General features: G+C 69.4%; 18 protein-coding genes. 15 read left to right on the top strand and 3 right to left on the bottom strand.

Translation table 11 applies throughout. The features are described from left to right. Positions 1-32: 32 nt before the first annotated feature. Complete coding sequence (locus tag ACWIGI_RS32325; protein WP_454206757.1) at positions 33-521, bottom strand: hypothetical protein; 489 nt, start codon at positions 519-521, stop codon at positions 33-35. A 188-nt stretch (positions 522-709) separates the two neighbouring features. On the opposite strand from ACWIGI_RS32325, the gene ctaE reads away from it, so the two are divergent. The 5 genes from ctaE to ACWIGI_RS32350 all read left to right on the top strand — a co-directional run bounded on the left by ctaE (position 710) and on the right by ACWIGI_RS32350 (position 5,796). Further along, on the top strand, positions 710-1,324 hold the full coding sequence (gene ctaE / locus ACWIGI_RS32330; protein ID WP_454206759.1) for an aa3-type cytochrome oxidase subunit III: 615 nt from the start codon (positions 710-712) through the stop codon (positions 1,322-1,324). An 82-nt stretch (positions 1,325-1,406) separates the two neighbouring features. Continuing rightward, positions 1,407-2,285: a cytochrome bc1 complex diheme cytochrome c subunit gene (gene qcrC / locus ACWIGI_RS32335; RefSeq protein WP_354991687.1), complete on the top strand. Its 879-nt coding sequence runs from the start codon at positions 1,407-1,409 to the stop codon at positions 2,283-2,285. A 20-nt stretch (positions 2,286-2,305) separates the two neighbouring features. After that, positions 2,306-3,436: a cytochrome bc1 complex Rieske iron-sulfur subunit gene (qcrA, locus tag ACWIGI_RS32340; RefSeq protein ID WP_454206813.1), complete on the top strand. Its 1,131-nt coding sequence runs from the start codon at positions 2,306-2,308 to the stop codon at positions 3,434-3,436. Further along, positions 3,433-5,058 carry a cytochrome bc1 complex cytochrome b subunit gene (gene qcrB / locus ACWIGI_RS32345; protein ID WP_454206762.1) on the top strand — a complete coding sequence of 542 codons (1,626 nt, stop codon included), beginning with the start codon at positions 3,433-3,435 and terminating at the stop codon, positions 5,056-5,058. The genes qcrA and qcrB overlap by 4 nt, the downstream gene beginning before the upstream one ends. Before the next feature lie 126 nt (positions 5,059-5,184). After that, complete coding sequence (locus ACWIGI_RS32350) at positions 5,185-5,796, top strand: hypothetical protein (protein WP_454206764.1); 612 nt, start codon at positions 5,185-5,187, stop codon at positions 5,794-5,796. Between the two features lie 36 nt (positions 5,797-5,832). On the opposite strand, the gene ACWIGI_RS32355 is transcribed toward ACWIGI_RS32350, so the two are convergent. Then, positions 5,833-7,623, bottom strand: coding sequence for a DEDD exonuclease domain-containing protein (locus ACWIGI_RS32355; protein WP_454206766.1), 1,791 nt, complete (start codon positions 7,621-7,623; stop codon positions 5,833-5,835). A 631-nt stretch (positions 7,624-8,254) separates the two neighbouring features. On the opposite strand from ACWIGI_RS32355, the gene ACWIGI_RS32360 reads away from it, so the two are divergent. The 10 genes from ACWIGI_RS32360 (at position 8,255) to ACWIGI_RS32405 (ending at position 17,590) form a co-directional block, all read left to right on the top strand. After that, complete coding sequence (locus ACWIGI_RS32360) at positions 8,255-8,851, top strand: C40 family peptidase (RefSeq protein ID WP_454206768.1); 597 nt, start codon at positions 8,255-8,257, stop codon at positions 8,849-8,851. Between the two features lie 133 nt (positions 8,852-8,984). Beyond that, a complete protein-coding gene (locus tag ACWIGI_RS32365) occupies positions 8,985-10,058 on the top strand; it encodes an NlpC/P60 family protein (RefSeq protein WP_454206770.1) in 1,074 nt (357 codons plus the stop codon). Positions 10,059-10,083: 25 nt separating this feature from the next. Further along, positions 10,084-11,094: a peptidase MA family metallohydrolase gene (locus tag ACWIGI_RS32370; protein ID WP_454206772.1), complete on the top strand. Its 1,011-nt coding sequence runs from the start codon at positions 10,084-10,086 to the stop codon at positions 11,092-11,094. Positions 11,095-11,281: 187 nt separating this feature from the next. Then, the gene (locus tag ACWIGI_RS32375; protein ID WP_454206774.1) at positions 11,282-12,427 is read left to right on the top strand and encodes a glycosyltransferase family 4 protein; all 1,146 of its coding nucleotides are present in this window, start codon (positions 11,282-11,284) and stop codon (positions 12,425-12,427) included. Positions 12,428-12,442: 15 nt separating this feature from the next. Beyond that, the gene (locus ACWIGI_RS32380) at positions 12,443-12,829 is read left to right on the top strand and encodes a polyketide cyclase / dehydrase and lipid transport (RefSeq protein WP_454206776.1); all 387 of its coding nucleotides are present in this window, start codon (positions 12,443-12,445) and stop codon (positions 12,827-12,829) included. A gap of 65 nt (positions 12,830-12,894) precedes the next feature. After that, positions 12,895-13,332: an SRPBCC family protein gene (locus ACWIGI_RS32385; RefSeq protein ID WP_454206778.1), complete on the top strand. Its 438-nt coding sequence runs from the start codon at positions 12,895-12,897 to the stop codon at positions 13,330-13,332. A 44-nt stretch (positions 13,333-13,376) separates the two neighbouring features. After that, the gene (locus ACWIGI_RS32390) at positions 13,377-14,768 is read left to right on the top strand and encodes an ArsA family ATPase (protein WP_454206815.1); all 1,392 of its coding nucleotides are present in this window, start codon (positions 13,377-13,379) and stop codon (positions 14,766-14,768) included. Further along, positions 14,765-15,718, top strand: coding sequence for a hypothetical protein (locus ACWIGI_RS32395; RefSeq protein WP_454206780.1), 954 nt, complete (start codon positions 14,765-14,767; stop codon positions 15,716-15,718). The genes ACWIGI_RS32390 and ACWIGI_RS32395 overlap by 4 nt, the downstream gene beginning before the upstream one ends. Then, on the top strand, positions 15,715-16,716 hold the full coding sequence (locus ACWIGI_RS32400) for an ROK family glucokinase (protein WP_454206782.1): 1,002 nt from the start codon (positions 15,715-15,717) through the stop codon (positions 16,714-16,716). The genes ACWIGI_RS32395 and ACWIGI_RS32400 overlap by 4 nt, the downstream gene beginning before the upstream one ends. A 148-nt stretch (positions 16,717-16,864) precedes the next feature. Next, a complete protein-coding gene (locus ACWIGI_RS32405) occupies positions 16,865-17,590 on the top strand; it encodes a lysophospholipid acyltransferase family protein (protein WP_454206784.1) in 726 nt (241 codons plus the stop codon). 121 nt (positions 17,591-17,711) lie between these two features. Here the strand turns inward: ACWIGI_RS32405 and ACWIGI_RS32410 are convergent, their stop codons facing one another. Next, on the bottom strand, positions 17,712-18,209 hold the full coding sequence (locus tag ACWIGI_RS32410) for a polyadenylate-specific 3'-exoribonuclease AS (protein ID WP_454206785.1): 498 nt from the start codon (positions 18,207-18,209) through the stop codon (positions 17,712-17,714). Positions 18,210-18,320 lie beyond the last annotated feature (111 nt).

Raw genomic sequence — 18,320 nt, forward strand, 5'->3', positions numbered from 1 at the left:
AGTGTTGTCGACGCCAGCCTAGTGCGCGGGGGCTATTTCTTTTCTCCCGGACGCCCGGGCGCGGGCTGCAGCGCCTCCCAGCCCAGCAGGACCGCGCCGTGCCGATGGGCCACAGCGGTCAGGCGGGAACGCTCCTGCGCGCAGTGCATCGCGTCGAGTACCTGCACCCGGCGCACCAGCAGGGCGACGGTCTCGGCCGGGTCGGGGGCGAGACCCGCGGTCGCGATGACCCGCTCGGCGGCGGCCGCGGATTCCGGGGTCCGCGCGGCGGCGCCGGTCGCGACGGTGTCATAGCCGAGCTCCGCGGTGATGATCCGCACCGCATCGAGCCGATCCGCGGGCACCAGCAGGTGCTGGCGCAGCACCACGGGCTGGTCGGCGGTCCAGGCGCCGGTCCGGCCCAGGGCCACCGAACACGCCTCCGCGTCATCGAAACTCGACGCCACCGGCACCAGGTCGCCACGCCCGGGATCCAGTTCCGTTGTCCCGCCGCGCCGCAGCATTCTGCCCACCCACGACATCCCCGCCACCATCCCTTCCCAACCGGCCTATAAGTGGCTCAGCTTTCTCTTAAACGGCCAATCTATGCTGCTCCGAGACACGCCGAGCGCCCCCCGAGAGGCTCGCTCGCCCTGCGGTTTCCGACACGCTGACCGAGTTTTCCAACCCGGCTACGCCTGTCGTACTACGACAAGTCATACTTACCGGCGTGACGACCGCAGTAGGGACCCCAGGATCGGCCATTACTCAGCGTGTGCATTCGCTGAACCGGCCCAACATGGTCAGCGTCGGTACCATCATCTGGCTGTCCAGCGAGCTGATGTTCTTCGCCGGCCTTTTCGCTATGTACTTTGTCGCCCGCGCGCAAGCCGGCGGCGATAAGTGGCCGATGGAGCCGACCGAGCTGAACCTCGGCCTCGCCGTCCCGGTGACCGCCGTCCTGGTGGCTTCCTCGTTCACCTGCCAGATGGGCGTCTTCGCGGCGGAGCGGGGCGACGTCTTCGGCCTGCGCCGCTGGTACGTCATCACCCTGATCATGGGGGCCTTCTTCGTCGCCGGCCAGGGCTACGAGTACTACCACCTGGTGGAAGAGGGCACGACGATCTCGAGCACCGTGTACGGCTCGGTCTTCTACATCACGACCGGCTTCCACGGCCTGCACGTCATCGGCGGTCTGATCGCGTTCGTGTTCCTGCTGATCCGCACCAAGGTCAGTAAGTTCACCCCCGCGCAGGCCACCGCGGCGATCGTCGTCTCGTACTACTGGCACTTCGTCGACATCGTCTGGATCGGGCTCTTCGCCACGATCTACTTCGTCCGCTGATTTCGGACAGATCCACGGCACAGCCCGCCGTAGGCAAGAAGCTTCTGTACAAGTCGGTTCCGTCTACTCCAAAGGGACACAGATGAGTTCATCTCCCCCGTCAGCGCCAGATCCGCGCCCCGAATCCTCGGGCGCCGCGATCGGCGAGGCCACCAAGACGCGTAAGCAGCGCCGCTTGCGTCGGCGTATCGCCGGCGGTCTGGTTCTCCTGATGGGCCTCGTCGGAGCCGGCTTCGCGGCATCGGCCCTGACGCCCACCGCGCAGGTCGCCACGGCGCACGAGGACCAGTCAGCGCTGATCCGCGAGGGCAAGCAGATCTACGACACCTCCTGCATCACCTGCCACGGTGCCAACCTGCAGGGTGTCGCCGATCGCGGCCCGAGCCTGATCGGCGTCGGCGAGGCCGCGGTGTACTTCCAGGTCTCCTCCGGTCGTATGCCCGCGGTGCGCAACGAAGCCCAGATCATGCGCAAGCCCCCGAAGTTCGACGCCCGTCAGACCGATGCCCTCGGCGCCTTCATCCAGGCCAACGGCGGCGGCCCGACCGTGGTGCGCGACGCCAACGGCGAGATCGCCCAGGAATCCCTCATCGAGGGCGCCGACCTGGGCCGCGGTGGCGAGCTCTTCCGCATGAACTGCGCGTCCTGCCACAACTTCACCGGCAAGGGCGGCGCGCTGTCCTCCGGTAAGTTCGCGCCGCCGCTCGCGCCGGCCAGCGAACAGCAGATCTACCTGGCCATGCTCACCGGCCCGCAGAACATGCCCAAGTTCTCCGACCGGCAGCTGACGCCGGAAGAGAAGAAGGACATCGTCGCGTACATCAAGGACCGGATGGAGACCCCCTCCGAGAGCGGCTACGGCCTCGGCGGCTTCGGCCCCGCGACCGAGGGCCTCGCGGCGTGGATCATCGGCATCGTGCTGCTCGTCGGCTCGGCGATGTGGATCGGGTCCCGGTCATGAGTGAACAGGAGCAAAAAGGCATGGGGGACAACCCCACCGGTGCGGACTACACCGACGAGCAGCTCGACGCCATGTCGCGCGATGAGCTCGTCGCCCTCGGCACCAAGCTGGACGGCGTCGACGTCGTTTACCGCGCACCGCGCTGGCCCGTCCCCGGCACCAAGGCCGAGAAGCGGGCCGAGCGTCAGGTCGCCACCTGGTTCGGCATCTCGGTGCTGGCCGGACTCGCCCTCATCGGCGTGTTCCTGTTCTGGCCCTGGGAGTACAAGGGCCGCGGAGAAGAGGGCAACGCCGCGTACACGCTGGCCACCCCGCTCTACGGCATCACCATGGGTCTCGCGGTGCTCGGCATCGGCGTCGCCGCCGTGCTCATCCGCAAGAAGTTCATCCCGGCCGAGATCTCGATCCAGGAACGCCACGACGGCATGTCCTCCGAGGTCAACCGCCGCACCCTGGGCGCGCAGCTCGCCGACGCGGGGGAGACCTCCACGCTGGGCCGCCGCAAGATGATCACCCGCAGTGCGGGTGCGGGCGCGGGCATCCTGGGCATCGGCGCGCTGCTGGTGTTCCTGGGCGGCTGCGTCAAGAACCCGTGGGCCAAGGGCGACAAGTCGCCGCTGTGGGTCTCGGGCTGGACCCCGGACTACGAAGGCCAGACCATCTACCTGCGCCGCGACACCGGCCGCCCCGAGGACATCGTCCTGGTGCGCCCGGAGGACCTGGACGCCGGCTCGATGGAGACCGTCTTCCCCTGGAAGGAAGAATGGCGCGGTGACCACCACGCGACCTTCCAGTCGCTGCGCGGAATCCGCAACTCGGTCATGCTCATTCGCCTGCGCACCGCCGACGCCGAGGCCGCCATCAAGCGCAAGGGCCAGGAGAGCTTCAACTACGGCGACTACTTCGCCTACTCGAAGATCTGCACCCACCTGGGCTGCCCCACCTCGCTGTTCGAGCAGCAGACCAACCGAATCCTGTGCCCCTGCCACCAGTCGCAGTTCCTGGCGACCGAATGGGGTAAGCCGATCTTCGGTCCCGCCGCTCGTGCGCTGCCGCAGCTGCCGATCACCGTCAACTCCGAGGGCTACCTGGTCGCCGTACACGACTTCATCGAGCCCCTCGGACCGGCCTTCTGGGAGCGTCGTTCATGAGCCCTAGCAAAGTGGTCGCACAGGCCAACGAAATCGACGAGCGGTATCACGCCGCGGCGTTCGTGAAGCGGTCGATCAACAAGGTCTTCCCGACCCACTGGTCCTTCCTGCTGGGTGAGATCGCGCTCTACTGCTTCATCATCCTGCTGCTGTCGGGTGTGTACCTGACGCTGTTCTTCGACCCGTCCATGAGTGAGGTCGTCTACGACGGCGCCTACGAGCCGCTGCGCGGCGTCACCATGTCGCGGGCCTACGAGACCTCGCTGAACATCTCCTTCGAGGTGCGCGGCGGTCTGTTCGTGCGCCAGGTGCACCACTGGGCGGCACTGCTGTTCGCGGCGTCGATCATCATCCACCTGTTCCGCATCTTCTTCACCGGCGCTTTCCGCAAGCCGCGTGAGGCCAACTGGGTGATCGGCTCGCTGCTGCTCATCCTGGCCATGTTCGAGGGCTTCTTCGGCTACTCGCTGCCCGACGACCTGCTCTCGGGTACCGGTCTGCGCGCGGCGTTCTCGGGCATCACCATCGGTGTTCCGGTCATCGGCACCTGGCTGCACTGGCTGCTGTTCGGCGGCGACTTCCCGGGCAACCTGATCATCCCGCGTCTGTACGTGCTGCACGTGCTGCTCATCCCGGGCATCCTGCTGGCCCTGATCGCGGCGCACGTCGCCCTGGTCTGGTACCAGAAGCACACCCAGTTCCCCGGACCGGGCCGCAAGGAGACCAACGTCGTCGGCGCCCGCATCGTGCCGGTGTTCGCCGCGGACCAGGGCGCGTTCTTCGCCTTCACCCTCGGCATCATCGCCCTCATGGGCGGCGTGCTGCAGATCAACCCGATCTGGAACCTGGGTCCCTACAACCCGTCTCAGGTCTCGGCGGGTTCGCAGCCCGACTTCTACATGATGTGGACCGACGGCATGGCGCGCCTCATGCCGCCGTGGGAGCTCTACCTGGGCCGCTACACGGTTCCGGCCGTGTTCTGGGTCGCGCTCGTCATGGGCCTGGTCTTCACCGTCCTGATCCTGTACCCCTGGATCGAGAAGAAGCTGACCGGCGACGACGCCCGGCACAACCTGCTCCAGCGTCCGCGCGACGTGCCGGTTCGTACCGCCATCGGCGCCATGGCCATCGCCTTCTACCTGGTGCTGACCCTGGCCTGCGTCAACGACATCATCGCGCTGAAGTTCAGCATCTCGCTGAACGCGACCACGTGGATCTTCCGCATCGGTCTGCTGGTGCTGCCGCCGCTCGCGTACTTCGTGGCCTACCGCTTCTGCATCGGCCTGCAGCGCAGCGACCGCGCGGTGCTCGAGCACGGCGTCGAGACCGGTGTCATCAAGCGCCTGCCGCACGGTGAGTACATCGAGATCCACCAGCCGCTGGGCCCGGTGGACTCGCACGGCCACCCGATCCCGCTGGAATACCAGGGCGCCCCGGTGCCCAAGAAGATGTCCAAGCTGGGTTCGGCCGGCAAGCCCGGCTCCGGCTCGTTCATGAAGGCCGACCCGATCGCCGAGATCGAGCAGAACGCCGCTCTGGCCCACAAGGAAGAGCACGACATGCTCGCGGCCCTGGAGAACTACCAGGACGGCGCCGGCTCGGTGGACAAGCACGGCCACTGAGATACAGCGAAAAGGGAAGGCCCCGAGTCGACTACGACTCGGGGCCTTCCCCGTTTGGCATCACGGCACTTCGGACAGAACACCAACCGGCACCATGCTGGTAGTCTCGTGGGTAGTCTCACCCCCGTGGCAGTCGAATGGTTCTGGGCACTGGCCCAGATGCTGGCGAAAACTGGCGTGGACATCAACGAGGTGTTCGACATGGTGAACGCGTGGCAGACGGGCAAGCGCCGAGTGCGGCTGGCGCGTGCCATGGATCCTGCGACCGGACTACGTGTCTTCGGGCCGTTGCCGTGTATGCCCGCCACAACGGCCCGGACATATACATTTTCGACGCGACCTATCTCACCCCCGAGCAGATCGCCGACTTCGCACGCTGGGAGGCGAACCACGATGACTGATCCGTTCCACGACATGAGTCCCGACGAGGTCGCGGCGATCAAGGACCGCCTGGAACTCACGGGCGAGACCGTGACCGAAGCCGAACTGGGGATCTCTGTCGGTCCCGACAGTGAGCCGGTGTTCGTCCCCCGGTCGATCAAGATGCCTTACGAACTCGACAGGGCGTGCAAGTCGCGAGCACAGACGCTGGGCCTTTCCCAGTCCGCCTATATTCGTTCGCTGATCGAGGCCGATCTCGCGATGGCCGGAGTCGGTGAGCAGCGACCGGCGTGGGTGCGTGAACTGCTGGCTGTGATCGCGCACCACGAGCACGACGATCAGTGCCGCGCATCCTGACTCCGTGTCCCCGCTGACGCGATCCGAGCTGTCGGCTCACCGATCGTGCTCGGCCGCTGCTGATTCCGTGCCGGGCTGTTCGGTGCCGGCCAGCTCTGCCGCGGCCTCGGCGCGGGCGGCCCAGGCCAGCCAGGGGCCCGCGCCGTGGCGGGGCTCGTGGTAGGCGTGGGTGGTGCGGACGATGCGGGTGCCGGGTTGTTCGAGCCAGCGGACCAGCAGGGCCGTCTCCTCGGGGAGGGCGCCGTGTAGTGGGGGATACGGCGGTGAGAGGGGTTCGGGCGCATCCGGATCGGTGGTGGGGAGGGGATGCAGGGGTTCGGGGATCACCGTCTCGGCGGCGGCTACCAGGCGGTCGACCGTCGGCATCGGGGAGATGCCGCGGGGGGCGTTGCCGGCGGAGGCGAGGCGGCCGTAGCGGATCACGGCGAAGTGCCAGCCGCCCGCGCCGTCGGGGTGGGCGGCGACCAACTCGGGGATGCGGGCCAGGGCGGCCAGGCGCTGGGTGCGGCGCAGGGCGCGGATCACCGGGAGGGTGCGATCACGCAGCCGGGCCGCGGCCTCGAAATGTTCTGCGCGGGAGAGGGTTTCGAGCTTGTCCCGGATCGTCTCGAGGACTTCGGGGGAGCGGCCCGCGAACAGGGCGCGGACACGGTCCGGGGCGTGCGCGTACTCCTCTATATATAGGGGTGTGTTCTCGGCGGCCGCGGGGCAGCCGCCGACAACCGCGGGCGGGCAGTCGTGCCGTCCGGTGCGGGGCAGGCGGGTGGTGCAGGTGCGCAAGCCGGAATTCTCGGCGAGGGTGATTCCTGTCTCGGTTGCCTCGGTCCGGGAATGAAAGGGGCCCAGGGCATCCCGGGTGGGGGTGCGCGAGACGGCGAAGCGCGGGAACGGCTCCTCGGTGAGGGTGAGCCACCAGGCGCGCTGCGGGAACTTCGAGCGGCGGTTGTAGGGCGGGGCGTGCGCCAGCAGCAGACGCAGTTCGCGCACACCGGCTTCCAGGGCGTGCGCGCACTCGACGTGATCGACCCGGGTGGCCAGCTGCACCATCTCGCGCATGCGCGGGCGGGTGTCCGACCCGGTGAAGTAGCCGCGCACGCGCCGGCGCAGATTCACGGCCGTCCCTATATAGAGGACTTCGTCGGACGGCCCCCGGAACAGATACACCCCGGGGGTGGCCGGAAGATCCGCCGCGATCACCCGTTTGGCGCGCTGGCGGCGCGTCACCTCGGGCAGGTAGTCCAGAAGCTCGGTGAGGCTGTGCACGCCCTGATTGCCCACCCGCCCGATGAGCGCGTGCAGCACGTCCACGGTGGCGCGCGCGTCGTCGAGCGCGCGGTGCGTCGGCTGGGTCTGCGCGCCGAGCAGCTGCGCGAGCACCGACAGCTTCACCGAGGGCGCCTCGTCCCGGCCCAGCACCCGCCGCGCCAGCTGCACCGTGCACAGCACCTGAAAAGGCGGCCAGGGCACCTGCATCCGCGCCGCGGCGGCGCGCAGGAACCCGGTGTCGAAACGGGCGTTGTGCGCCACCAGGACGCAGCCGTGCGCGAACTCCAGGAATCCGGGCAGCACCGACTCGATCCGGGGCGCGTCGATGACCATGGCGGTGGTGATTCCGGTGATCTGCACGATCTGCGGTGTGATGTCCCGGCCCGGATTCACCAGTGTCGCGAACTCGCCGAGCACTTCGCCCCCGCGCACCTTGACCGCGCCGATCTCGGTGATGGCGTCGCCATCGGGGCTGGTCCCGGTGGTTTCGAGATCCACGACCACGAAAGTGGTCGCGTAGAGCGGGGTTTCGAGCTCGTCGAAGGCCAACTGTTCGGGCACGAGCCGAAATCGTAGGGCGGGGGTACGACACCCGGGGGCGGTATCGCCGGGACCTGCGATGATGGCTTCCCGGCCGGTCACGGCGGCGGTTCGGGTCCCGAACGGCCACCCGGCGCTAATCCGAGAAATGTCCGTTTATCTGCTCGAGATTCTCAAGATGCAATCCCCGAATTGCGGAAGTATGCCAGTTTGTGACTAGGGTCACAGTGATTCGGTAATGATATGAATACCGCCGGGTGTGGCGTGGCCGCCCCGGCGGCGGGCGCCGAGTGCTGTCCCAGTCGGGTCGTGATCACCCGCTCGGCACATCCCCCGGTCAGGGCCTGATTATTCACGGTGTGCCCGACCTGCTGTTATAGGGAATCGTGCCTGGAAGAGGGGGTTGTGGGCCCGGGTAACCTACCGGCGGGTAGCGGTTCGGACGCTCCTGGCAATTCGGGCGTTGTTATCGTTTCGTGATTGCTGTGACGTTTGTCGCAGCGAAATGACGGCACGTAACAATTCCAGGCCACCCGGCGTTGGTCGCGGCTTTACAAAGCACCGTTATGCGCTCGTAATCTTCCTGAGACCTCGCGGAGTCCGACCCACCAAACCGGTGCGGCGTCGCGGGGCAGATTGGAAGTACCTCACCATGGCGACCAACACCGTCAAGCGGGCCCTCTCGGCCGGTGCCGTCGGCGCTGCCACGCTGAGCGCGCTGCTGCTGCCCGCTACGCCCGCCTCGGCGCAGCCGGTCACTATCCCGGGCGTCGGCACCTTCGATGTGCCGGACGCGATTCAGCTGCCCGCCGGCATTCCCGGTGTGCCCGAGTCCCTCCCGGTGACCATCCCGGCCATCCCCGGCGTCGAGGTCCCCGCGCCCGCCGCCCCGGCCGCTCCCCAGGTGAGCCCGCGCCAGGAGGCCGTCAACGCCGCCATGAGCCGCATCGGCTCGCCGTACGTCTACGGCGCCACCGGCCCGAACGCCTTCGACTGCTCCGGTCTGGTCAAGTGGTCGTACGCGCAGGCCGGAATCGACCTGCCGCGCACCAGCTATGAGCAGCTCAACGCCGGTTACCCGGTGTCGGCCGACGCACTCGAGCCCGGCGACGTGGTGTCGTTCTACGGCGGCGGCCACACCGGAATCTATGTGGGCGACGGCAATGTCGTGCACGCCTCGACCTCCGGTCAGCCGGTCAAGGTCGCCCCGATCTCGTCCATGCCGTTCGACGGCGCCCGCCGGATCTAGTACCAACCGCAGGTCTGTGACCTGCGGACGAAGCGGCGGCCGTAATGGTTTCGTGGCCTGCTGGACATATGCGGCCGCTGTTTCGTAATCTTATCGAGACCTTCTTTTCCGGCTTGGGGTAAGAGAACGGGACATGCCGACGGTGGCAGCGCAGCAGCGGAAGCAACGCACCAGACAACTGGTGGGTGGGGCCCTCACGGTGGGTGTCCTCGTGATCGGCAGTGCCGCAACCGGACCCGCGGTCGCGGATCCGGTCGCCGCACCCGCCACGGCCGGTGACGCCGTCCAGCGCCTGATCGATCTGTCCCGGGAATCCGAGCAACTCAACCAGGCCGCGCTCAACGCGCAGACCGACCTGGACAACAAGATCGTCGCCGCCACGGCCGCCGACACCGCCGCCGCCGACGCGGCCGGGGCGCTCGACGCGGCCCGCGCCGAGATCGACCGCTTCCGGCCCGCCATCGACCGGGCCGCGACCGCCGCCCTGGTCGGCGGCCGCACCAATCAGCTCACCTCGCTGCTGGTCAGCGATTCCCCGCAGCAGCTGCTGGACCAGATGTCCATCATCGACCTGGCCGCCGCGCGCACGAACAATCAACTGAGCCAGTACAAGAAGGTCAGCGACGCGGCCGCCGCCGCGGAGTCCGCGGCCCGCGGCGCCGCCGACACCGCGCGCGCGGCCTTCGCCGCCGCCGACGCGCTGCGCTCCGATCTCGAACGCAAACGCTCGGAGCTGCAGGGCTCCATCGCCGGCGTGATCGCCGCGTGGGGTCAGCTCTCCGCGGGCGACAAGTCCGCCCTCGCCGGATCGATGTTCCCGCCCGGCTTCGACCGTGACACCCTGCTGCGCGGGCTCGTTCCCGGCAGCGGCACCAGCGCGTTGGCCGCCGGGCTCACCCGCGTCGGCGCGCCGTACGTGTGGGGTGCGGTCGGTCCCGATCAATTCGACTGCTCCGGTCTGGTGCAGTGGGCGTTCAAGCAGGTCGGCAAGAGCGTGCCGCGCACCAGCCAGCAGCAGTCCAACTTCGGCACGCCCGTGGCCGAGCAGGACCTGCAGCCCGGCGATGTGGTGTTCTTCTACTCTGAGGTCTCACATGTCGGGATCTACGCGGGCAATGGTTTGATGCTGCACGCCTCCACGTTCGGAGTGCCGGTGCAGGTGGCGCCGATGGGTTCGACACCGTTCCATTCCGCGCGCCGGTACTGACGCCGCGCCCGAACACGAGGTGGCAATGAGCGCACTGCGACAGGTTCGCGGCTGGTTCTCGGCCAAGCGGCGATTCGAGTTCTGCCTCGTCCTCGTCATGGTGACCGGGCTGACCGCGGCCTGCGGCGCGCTGCTCATGCTGCCCAATTCGGTGCTGCCGAAGCTGCGCGCGGTGGTGCCCGGCCCCGAGAGCGGTCAGGTCACCGCCTCGGATCCGCAAGTGCCGCAGGTCAAACGGTTGATGGAGGGGTACGGCAAGGTCATCGCGGAAACGGTCGGCACCGGCGACGGCCGCAGCGGGATCGTGCTCGGGCACGCGTCGCGCAGCGCCGACGTGGAGGTGCTGGCCGGTGAACTCGCCGCCGCCACCCTCGCGGTGACCGCGCTGTGGGGCCCGCAGTGGTCGCAGGCCCCGGTGGTGGTCGTGGCCGCCAGCGCAACCGAATTCGCCGCGCTGACCAATGCCACCGGCGACGTCCCGGCCGAAGTCGCGGCGGCGACCATCTCCGACGTGTTCCATCCCGGGGCGCAGCCGACCGGGCAGCGCGTGGTCTTCGGACCCGAGGCCGGCCGGCGGCTCGGCCCCGACGGTCTGCGCACGGTGCTGCGGCACGAGCTCACCCACGTGGCCGCCCGCGCGGTGACCGCCGAGGACGCCCCGCAGTGGCTGCTCGAGGGTTTCGCCGAATACGCCGCGCACCGCGGTTCGGCCGAGACCGTCGCCGAGATCGCGCCGACGCTGACCGCACGGGCGCGCACCGCGGCGCTGCCCGGGGATCTGCCCGCCGACGCGGTGTTCGAGCCCGCGAGCGGGCAGGCCGCCCTCGCCTACGAACAGGCCTGGTCGGCGTGCGCGTTCCTCGCCGATCGCTACGGCGAGGACCGATTGACCGGGCTCTACCGGCAATTGGCGCGGGGGCCGCAGGATCGCGCCGCGGTGGACGCGGTGTTCCGCGCGGTCATCGCCACCTCCTACGACGATTTCCTGAGTGGCTGGCGCGCCTGGATCACCTCGCGCAGCACCGAAGGCGCGTGAGAAGCCTTCCGGCCTGATCGTTTCCGAGGCGCGGGGCTCGAACCGGGCATTCCAACCGGTTCGGTCGAATGCGACGCGCCGGTCCGGCGCGCGTGGCACGCCTGGCCGCCCGCGCGCGGATGCCGTGTCGGGGTGCGAGGTTTCGGGGCGGGGATCGCGGTCGGCGCCGGTGCAGTAGGTTGGGCACATGGGGCGAACCTTGCTGGTTACCAATGATTTCCCGCCGCGACCGGGAGGTATTCAGTCCTATGTCCATGCGCTCGCGATGCAGCTGCCGCCCGATGATCTGGTGGTGTACGCGCCCCGCTGGAAGGGCGACAGCCACCGGAGGTTCGACGCCGAGCAGCCGTTCCAGGTGGTCCGCCACCCCACGACCCTGATGCTGCCGACGCCGCTGGTCATGCGCCGCGCCGCCAAGCTGATTCGCGACGAGCAGTGCGAACAGGTGTGGTTCGGCGCGGCCGCGCCCCTCGCGCTCATGTCGCCGCACCTGCGCCGGGCCGGGGCCGAGCGCATCGTGGCCTCCACGCACGGACACGAGGTCGGCTGGTCGATGCTGCCGGGCGCGCGCCAGGCGCTGCGCGCGATCGGCGACGACACCGACGTCATCACCTACGTCAGCAAGTACACCCGCCGCCGGTTCTCCGCGGCCTTCGGGGTCGACGCGGCCCTGGAATACCTGCCCCCGGCGGTGGATTCGGAGGTGTTCAAGCCCGATCCGGCCGCCCGCGCCGTCCTGCGCGAACGCTACGGGCTGGGCGATCGGCCCACCGTGCTGTGCCTGTCGCGGCTCGTCCCGCGCAAGGGGCAGGACGCGCTCATCGTGGCCATGAAGGACATTCGCGACCGGATCGACGGCGCGGTGCTCGTCATCGCGGGCGGCGGGCCGTACGAGGAGAAGCTGCGCCAGCTGGCCAGGTCCGCGGGCGTCGCCGACGACGTGGTGTTCACCGGCCGGGTGCCTTCGGCCGAACTCGCCGCGCACCACACCATCGCCGATGTCTTCGCGATGCCGTGCCGCACCCGCGGTTTCGGCCTGGACGTCGAGGGTCTGGGCATCGTGTTCCTGGAAGCCTCGGCCAGTGGGGTTCCGGTGGTGGCGGGCGATTCCGGTGGTGCGCCCGAAACGGTGCGCGAGGGCGAGACGGGCCACGTGGTGGACGGGCGCTCGACCGCGGCCATCACCGACGCGATCGTGGCCGTGCTGTCCGATCGCGACGCCGCGGCCCGCATGGGCGCGGCCGGTCGGGCCTGGGTGCAGCGGCAATGGCGCTGGGATCGCATGGGCGTGCGGCTGCGGGAACTGCTGGATACGAACGTGCCGGCGATCTGAGCTAGGCTCAGCCGAGTGAGCAGTATCCAGGTTGCCGACCAGACCTTCGTCGCCGCGCCGGGCGCCGCCGTGGGGCAGGTCCTGGCAGATAAGGCCCGTTGGCGTCGCTGGTGGCCGGATCTGCAACTGCAGGTGCGAGAGGATCGCGCCGACAAGGGGATTCGCTGGACCATCGCGGGCGGCGCCACCGGGACCATGGAGGTCTGGCTCGAGCCCATGCTCGACGGGGTCATCCTGCACTACTTCATGCACGCCGAGCCCAAGGGCGTGGAGTCGATGTCCGCGCGCGATCTCATGGCCGCCAACCGGGCCCGCCGGGTCGCCGGGAAGACGATGTCCTTCGAGATCAAGGCTCGTCTGGAGGCCGGCCGCAAGGCCGGCGTCGCCCCCGCCGCGCTCTGAACTCCGCCCGGTTCTCTCCGCTCGAAGATTCCGCCGCCGCAGCTGGAAAGGAAGCGTTGCCTCCCATGGCCGATCGCACCCAACGGTCGATCGTGATCGACGCCCCCTCGGAACGAGTGATGGCCGTCATCGCGGATCTGGAGTCGTATCCGGAATGGGTCGCCGCGGCCCGTTCGGTCGAGGTGCTCGACAAGGACCCGCGCGGGCGCGCGCGGACCGCGCGTTTCGTGCTGGACGCGGGCGTCGTGAAGGACACCTACACCCTGTCCTATACCTGGCGGCCCGACGGCCGCGCGGTCAGCTGGACGCTGATCGGCGGGGAGCTGCAGAAGGCGCAGGACGGCACCTACGAACTCTTCGAGCTGCCCGACGGTAGTACCGAAGTGGTGTACGAGCTCACGGTGGACCTGAACATCCCGATGATCGGCATGTTCAAACGCAAGGCCGAGAAGGTCATCACCGATACCGCGCTGACCGAACTCAAGAAACGGGTCGAAGGCTGACCGCGAGTACGACCGGACGCCCGTCGCGCTCCACCCGCGTGGAGCTGTTCGTCGGCAAGGGCGGGGTGGGGAAGACGACGCTGGCGTGCGCGACCGCGCTCGCCTACGCGCGCGCGGGGGAGCGGGTGCTGCTGGCCTCGCTCGATCAGGCGCATTCGCTCGGCGACGCCCTGGGTTTCCGGTTCCGGCATCAGCCGGGCAGCGTGCCGGGCGTGGCCGCGGTGCAGCCGGGCCTCGATGTGATCGAGGTGGATTCCCTTGCGCTGCTGGAGGATCGCTTCCGCACGGTATTGCTGCTGCTCTCGGGGGCGAAGAACGAGCACGGCATAGACGTCTCGGCGCTGGATCCCGCGGAGCTGACCGGCCTGCCCGGCATCCAGGAACTGCTGGCCCTGCTCGAGATCACCGATTTCGCGGGTATCGGCCGGTGGGACGTCATCGTGCTGGACTGCCCGCCCTCGGCCGACATGCTCCGCATCGTCACCGCGCCGGACACCCTGCTGGGTTATCTGGATCGGGTGTGGCCCGCGCACGCGCGCGCCCTGACCTCGGTGGGCGGGGATTTCCGGCAGGCGATGATCGCGGTGTCGGTGGAGCAGATCGTCACCCTGGTCACCGCGGCCCGCGATCTGCTCGCGGACCGCTCGCGCACCACCGCCCGCCTGGTCACCGCGCCCGAACAGGTCGCGGTGGCCGAATCCACCCGGGTGCGGTCCGCGGCCGCGCTGCTGGGCCTGGAATTGACCGGCGTGCTGGTCAACAAGGTGCTGCCCGATCTGATCGAGGCCGAACCGCCCGCCGCGCAGTCGAATTCGGCCGCGTTCGTGTCCGGGGAACCGGCGCTGCTGGGCCCCGACGACGACACCGCGACCGTCGCGGCCTGGACCACGCGCCGCAGCGGCGCGGCCGCCTGGTTCGGCACGCCCGCGCCGGCCGCGCATCATCCGGCCGTGCGGTGGTATTCCGATCGACAGGCGGAACAACTCGCCGTCGTCGAGGATTTGCGCAAGCGGATGGGCGGGATACCGGTGCGGGTGGTACGGCACGCGGGGACCGAACCGGTGGGACTGGCGGCATTGACGGCGCTCTCGCAGGGGATCGATGCGAGTGGTGACTGGGTAGGCGGGGGCGGTATCCCTATGCTTGGCTCAGATGCGGACGGTGTGCTGTCCGGCTCCGGCGGGCCGCAGGTGCGGCACGAATCGGGGACGGGTCTGGACTCGGTGTTCGCGATGCGTATGCATCTGCCCGTGGTCGATCCGTCGACCCTGCAGCTGGGACGAGTGGAGGACGATTTGATCGTGGGAGCGGACGGGGTCAGGCGCCGGCTGCGGCTGGCGCCGGTATTGCGGCGGTGCACGGTCGAGGCCGCCGAACTCGACGGCGATCACCTGGTGATCCGCTTCCGCCCGGACCCCGAGGTCTGGCCGAAATGACGACCTCCCAGGATCATCCGCGCGCCGGGCACCCGGACGATAATTTCAGCGAGTTCGCCGAAGAATTGCGACTGCTCGCCGAGGCCGTGCTCGAACGCGTCGAACCGGTGCTGCGCCGGACCGCGGCCGACGGGCGTATCCAGTGGTCGAGTTGCAGCTGGTGCCCGGTGTGCGCGGCGGCCGCGGTGGTGCGCGGTGAGCATCACGACGTGGTGGCGGCCATCGCCGATCACGGCACCGCCATCGTCACCGTGCTGCGCGAGGCGCTCGCGGGGGTTCCGGTGGAGCCGCTGATTCCGCCGGATCTGGATCCGGACTCGCCGGAATATCATGCGTGGCTCCATGATTCGTACGGGCATCGGAGCGCGCCGGAGCAGCGTTTCGGGATGACCGATCCGGAGGATCTCGCCGGGGCGGGTGGCGCCGCGGCCGAGTCCGGCTCCGCGGCCGACGATTCCACCGGCCGCGAGAGTGATTCCGCCGGTGCGCACGGGGCCGGTTCGCCCGGTGCGCGGGGCGCCGACGCCGCGGGTACCCGCGGTGCCGCGCACGGCAGCGCGGTTGCCGGATTGGGCGGCCTGCTGGCCAAGTTCGCCGCGGGGGCGCAGGCGGTCGCCGCCGAACGCCGTGCCCGCGGCCATGATTCGTCCGCCGCGAGCTGGTCCGGGGCCGCGGCCGCGCGGTCCGGTGATCCGGCCGCCGGGGCCCGCCCGGATACGAGCGCCGACGCCGCGACCGAAGGCGCTGCGGGCGGCCATGATTCGTCCGCCGACCGGCCCGCCGAGGATCCCCTCGGTCGCGGGCCGGGTACGGCGCGCCGGCCCGGTGACGCGCAGCCGGGTCGTGCCGCGGATCAGCGTCCGGCCGGGCACGGTGCGGCGCAGACCGGCCGTGACCGACGGGGGGCGCGGTCCGGATACATCCCGATAGATGTGACCATCAAGGCATGAGGGGCCGGACGCAGGTGCCCCTGACGGTGGGAATCGACGTGGGCGGCACCAATATTCGAGCTTCGGTCGTCGACGGCTCGGGCGAGGTCCTCGACACCGTCACCGCGCCGACCCCGCAGTCGGCGCGCGCCCTGGAGGACGGCCTGGCCCGCGCGGTGCGGGAGCTGTGTGCCCGGCACGCCATCGGCGCGGTCGGGCTGGCGGTCGCGGGCTTCGTGGACGAGGACCGGGCGACGGTGCGGTTCGCCCCGCATTTGCCGTGGGAGGACGCGCCGGTGGCGCAGCGGCTCACCGATCGGCTCGGGCTGCCGGTCATCCTCGAACACGACGCCAACGCCGCCATGTGGGCCGAGTACCGCTTCGGCGCGGCGGCCGGCGGGCGCAACGTGGTGCTGGTGGCCATCGGTACCGGTATCGGCGCGGCGCTGCTGGTGGGCGGGCAGCTCTATCGCGGCAGCTACGGCGTCGCGCCCGAACTCGGCCATTTGACGGTTGTCCCCAACGGCCGGGCCTGCGCCTGCGGTAAACGCGGCTGCTGGGAAAGGTATTGCAGCGGAACGGCGCTGGTGGACACCGCACTGGAATTGCTGGCCACCGATCCGCAGCGCTCGGCGCTGCTGAGCCGCGAGGCCGATCGCGATCCCGATTCGCTGACCGGCAGGCGGGTGGCGGGCGCGGCGCAGGACGGCGATCCGGTCGCCCTGGATGTGATGGCCGATTTCGCGCGCTGGCTCGGGCTCGGACTCGCCGGGGTGAGCGACATCTTCGACCCGGACCTGATCGTGGTCGCCGGCGGCGTGAGCACCTCGGCGCCGCTGTTCCTCGACGCGGCGCGCGAGCACTACTCGGTGGCCATCACCGGGGCGCGGCATCGTCCGCTGGCCCGCATTCGCACCGCGCAGCTCGGTGAGGCGGCGGGCATGATCGGCGCGGCCGAATTGGCGCGGGCGGCGCTCGAGGTCGGCCGGGACGCGGTGCCCGCGGGTCCGCTGCGCTGATTTGTGACGCCCGGTGAATTCGATGTGAATCACAGCCGTACGGCGGTGGGCGGTTGGTCACCGCCAGGTCTCAGCGGTAGAGTCGGGATTTGAATGTGGTGCCCGCAACGAGGCCGGTCCCGGGTATCGAAACAGGGGAAAGGACGCAATGTTCTACTGGCTGCTGAAATTCGTTTTGGTGGGACCGCTCATCCAGCTGATCAACCGGCCCAAGGTCGAGGGTGTGGAGAATATCCCCGCCGACGGCGCCGCGATTCTGGCCGGAAATCATCTGTCGTTCACGGACTGGCTCTTCACCCCGCTGGCGAGCCCGCGACGCATCACGTATCTGGCCAAGGCCGAATACTTCACCACGCCCGGCTTCAAGGGCCGCCTGCAGAGGTTCTTCTTCAGCGGCACGGGTCAGTACCCGATCGACCGCACCGGTGCGAGCGCCGCGGAGAGCGCGCTGAACACCGCGCGCAAGCTGCTCGGTGAGGGCCGGCTCGTCGGCCTGTACCCCGAGGGCACTCGCTCGCCGGACGGCCGGCTGTACAAGGGCAAGACCGGCGTCGCCCGGCTCGCGCTCGAGACCGGTGTTCCGGTGATCCCGGTGGCGCTCATCGGCACCGACGAGGTCTGCCCGCCCGGGCCGTTCCGCTGGCGGCCCCGCAAGGTGACCGTCAAGTTCGGCAAGCCCATCGACTTCTCGCGGTACGAGGGCATGGGCGGCAACCGCTTCGTCGAGCGCGCGGTGACCGACGAGATCATGTACGAGCTCATGCAGATGGGCGAGCAGGAGTACGTCGACGTGTACGCGGCGAGCCTGAAGGACGGCGTGCCCTCGGGCAGCCGCCCCGACGTGGATCGCATTCCGCAGACCATGGCGGGCTGATCACCGCGTACGGGTGATCGGACCGGACGAAAGGCCCCGGGAGACCAAGTCTCCCGGGGCCTTTCGCTGTCGGTGATCCCGGCGTCCGGGGTGCGGCGTCCGGCGCGCCCCCGGGCTCGGATCAGGAGGTCCGCAGGCGCCGGTGTGCCTCGATGGCCTCGAACTTGGCCAGATTGTGCCGGGCGTCCGCGAGCGCGTCGTGCGCGTCCTTGGGTACCGGGGGTAGTGCGGGCTTGCCGTGCTGCTCCCAGTGCTGGCGCAGCTCGTTCGTGTACCGCGGCAGCGCGTTGGGCAGGTCCACCATCGACCCCCACAGCTGGCACAGCGCCACGTGGTCGTACGCGCTCGCCCACGCCCACAGCTCGGGCTCTACTCCCGTGCGCGGCACCAGGAACCGGTACAGGTCCTCGCGGATCTTCTCCCGGCTGCGCCACAGCGGCGAGGCGGGCGGCGGCAGCTGCGGCAGCACGTAGCGCCGGACGAACGGCCCGGCTTTCTCGGCGTCGAATTCGGTGGAGACGGCATAGTATTCGCGGCCGTCCTCGCACACCACGCCAATGGAGACCAGGTCGATGGTCGTGCCGTCCTCGATGAATTCGCAATCATAGAAATAGCGCAAAAGAGACGGTCCACTCCTCGGTCGGCGGCCGCTGTCGACAACCCACCGGCGCGGGATGAGGATGATCCGGGAAGATCATCCGGGATCAGCCTAGGTTCCGGGTCCGGCGCG

It is taken from the genome of Nocardia sp. NPDC055321, from assembly GCF_053645575.1.